Origin of the sequence: Paludibacterium yongneupense DSM 18731, assembly GCF_000422925.1 — a bacterium.
In the GTDB taxonomy this organism is placed as follows: domain Bacteria; phylum Pseudomonadota; class Gammaproteobacteria; order Burkholderiales; family Chromobacteriaceae; genus Paludibacterium; species Paludibacterium yongneupense.
Window position 1 is genome coordinate 1 of the sequence record NZ_AUGZ01000053.1, and the last position, 3,330, is coordinate 3,330.

Below are 3,330 nucleotides of genomic sequence, written 5' to 3' on the forward strand. Positions count from 1 at the left end.
GCCTTGGATAAACGCGACATGGTGAAATTCCGGCCCCCTGGATTGAGTATGAAATCCCTGAAAAGGGATCATCTCAACTACCCTGACACAGGGGGTCACCGCCATGCTCATCAAAGAAAACTACGCGTTTCTTCAGGTTATCTTTGAGCACACGGATTTCGTCCACGAGATGTTTGCCACGATAGACAAGAGATTGCTCGAATCGGGCATACCGATCATCTCGGCTGGCACTGAACCAATTGAACGAGCCCACACAATAGAGGTTTTGATCGCACACCACGATCTTGCTATGCACCTGTCTGACGAAGTGTACGGAGATTTGCTCAGCAGCAAGAAGCTCAGCTGCTTTCAGCAATTTCAGGCGATTTCTCTGGATTGCGCCCGGACCATATTGCTCCTCGTTCAACACATAATCGGTATAAATGTGAATCTCTACGCCTCGATGAGCCGCCTCAGACAATAGGTTCAAGGCCCCCGTTTCCTTCATGCGTTTCAGGCTCAGCCACGGCGAGACGATATGCACTTCTTCGATAGCCTTTGTGACTGCCGCCATTAAAAATGCATCGTGCTCGGCTGCATCTGTAATCGGGTACGGGTTCTTGTTGTCTTGCGTCAGATCCTGCCGCGGTCTTACTTCAAATTGCAGGGTCTGTTCAGTGCGTTTGAACAGAAACTTAGCGAGCAAACCTCTGGGTTTGCTCTCCGGCATCAGCTCAAATATATCCATGTCGCCAAAGACCAAAAAGCTGTCTTTTGCTCTCGAAACCGCAACGTTGAGCATGCTGACCTTTTTGTCGATAAACCCTCCATCAGCATGCTTTGAATAGACTGGAGAAAAAATGACAATGCGTCGCTCTGCCCCTTGCAGTGAGTGAACAGTGCCGACTGTTATGCCGTTTTCGCCGTTATTGACGGGGATGCTTTGGCTGCGGCAGGCCCTGGCCACCATGTCGACCTGCCCCTTAAAGGGGGTTACAACTGCAAGAATCTCCGCTAAGGGCTGGCCATACTTTTGTTCAAGCTCATCTCGATGGGTGCTGATCCAGGCCGCAATGGTTTCGGCCTCCAATCGGTTGTACCGACTGTGGTTGGCGTTTTGAGAACAAATACCGTCGATGTGCAAGTAGCCCAACGGAGGGAGATTGCCCTGGATGGGCCGGTCAGGGCGTTTCTTCAGCAATTTGCCGTGATAGCAAAGCCGGTTGCTGTACTCAATGATGTCGTCAAAGCAGCGACGATGCTCGTACAAGAACATGCCACGTGCTAGATCTATATCGTAGTGATAGCGAGTGGCACCTTGTGCAATGCGCATCACACTGCCAGACGCCGCTGTTTTGCCCAGATCAGCGATGGTTTCATATTCCTGTTCAGCCGTCTCCACCTTGATCAGCTTGGCATGAGCCAGATTGCCCGCATCGACGTGAGGGGGAATGACCCAAATCGGGTCTAGCTGCAAGGTATCGCCAATCACCAGCGCGCGGCGAGCCAGTGCAAATGATGCCCCCGCTACCTCGGGTAACACCTGCCCAGCCTCATCGACAATCAACAGATCGATGAAGTTATAGAGATAGTCAGCAATATATTCGCTGCCATTGCTCCGGAAGACCTTCATTAAGGCGGGGAGCATGGCAAAGGTCGAAACGCAGCAAGGAGTCAGCATCATTCTGCGCCTCCAACTCTTCGCCACCGCGACAGGACCATTTTTCCGCCTGATTTCATCAAGATTGGGAATCAATGGCTCCATCTCTTGCAGCCACCGCCCTTCCCAGTAATGGGTGGTGAGCAAAAAGATTGGAAAGCGAATGTGCATATCCGCAAATGCATCTATCTCGTCAATTGAGTCCAACTTAACGTTAGCCTCTTCGGCTTGCACGCGGAGTGTATTTGCCAACGCCTCTTTGGCCGTTTCCCTCTCAGCTAGTACTGCTTCCCCGGTTGCGACCAGTTGTTGATGCTCGCCAAGACGCTGACGCCACTCGGCGGTGATGGCCGACATGGCGGCATCGATATCATCAATTTTACGCCACTGATCAGATAGCTCTGGCGTAGTCAGCAGGGGTTTGAGTGCCAGTTTCGCAAGCCGTAGTCGTTTCTCTGCAATTGCAGGAATCCACGAGAACAATGTGTAGAGAATGGATTCCTTTGCCCGGAAATGCTCCCAGCAGTCAACCATCGCGTCGTAGGCAGATTTTTGAGATTCGACAGTTTCGAGTTGTGTACGGCGCTGAGCCAGTGTCTCTTCTGGAACATCTCCCAGCTCCTTAGCCAGCGCGATGTTAGCCTGGCGAAATCTCTGCAAGGAAGATTCAATCGCGGTTAGTTTCGCGACTTTTTCTGCTAGGGCTTTGTGCAGTTCTTTGATGGCAGAATCAATGGTCAATTCATGTAAACCGGGGAACGCTTGTCGAGCCGCTGCCAGGTAGGCCTGCTTGGCATGTTCGATATAGCCCTTTGATTCAACCGTGTCGAAGAAACTTCTGGTTTGATAGGTTTTTGACTGTTCGTCCTCTTTGCCGAACGCCGGAAAGTAAGAGCCAAAACTCTTCAGGTCCGGTAGCCATCGGCCGGTAAAGGGGCCCGAGCCATGTGCAAAGTCTTTACCAAACGCATCAATTATGTTCGTTACCGCCTGGTTGTTGCTCGATGCCGCCAGGATCACAGGCGGGTCGGCCTGATCAAGTGCTGCTTGTGCCCACTGTGAAGCAACCACTGACAATAGCAAGGTGGTTTTGCCGGTTCCCGGAGGGCCGTTGACGGCCAGTATTTCGCCTTGCTGCATCGCCAATAAATGGGTGAGGGCATCGCGTTGCGCGGGAGCCAGTGCAAATTGGTCGCTGGCGTGCCCAAGACGAGAGGCGAAAGCCGCGTTGCTCGGCAAACAGGGCTCTACCGGTCGAATGTCCAGCGAGGCGTATTGTTGATACAGCGGGACGTCAGGACTGCCCCCTCGCATGTGTTCATACAGTGCAAGGATATGTTTTGTAGCGCCGGTTACCGTGCCTTGTTTCGCCAATAGCCAATAATCAGCCTGCTCGAATCGATTGTCTCCCGATGGCCAGCCCTCGGTGACGGTGGCAAACAGGTCTTCATAGATACTGACAAAAGACTTCCAGTTCCCAGGATAAGGGTCTTCAGTTAATTCAGTACCTGTCTCATCAACCTCGGGTTCTTCCACATATCCAAATGCCGGAATGTTGTGAAGGGAGAGGTAAAGATCAAACTGATCGATATGCGCAATGGCGAAGGCCCTGAGCTCTTGTGGTTCAAGCAGATCGGCGTTTTTCAAGGTAGTTGTCGCATAAACCTGTTTTAGGCTACTGCTGCCTGTGG

The 3,330-nt window shown here is 52.0% G+C and carries 1 protein-coding gene; it reads right to left on the bottom strand.

The window, feature by feature from the left end; all coding sequences use genetic code 11:
* Nucleotides 1–73: 73 nt before the first annotated feature.
* Nucleotides 74–3,286, bottom strand: coding sequence for an AAA domain-containing protein (locus G520_RS22915; RefSeq protein ID WP_051229418.1), 3,213 nt, complete (start codon nt 3,284–3,286; stop codon nt 74–76).
* Nucleotides 3,287–3,330 lie beyond the last annotated feature (44 nt).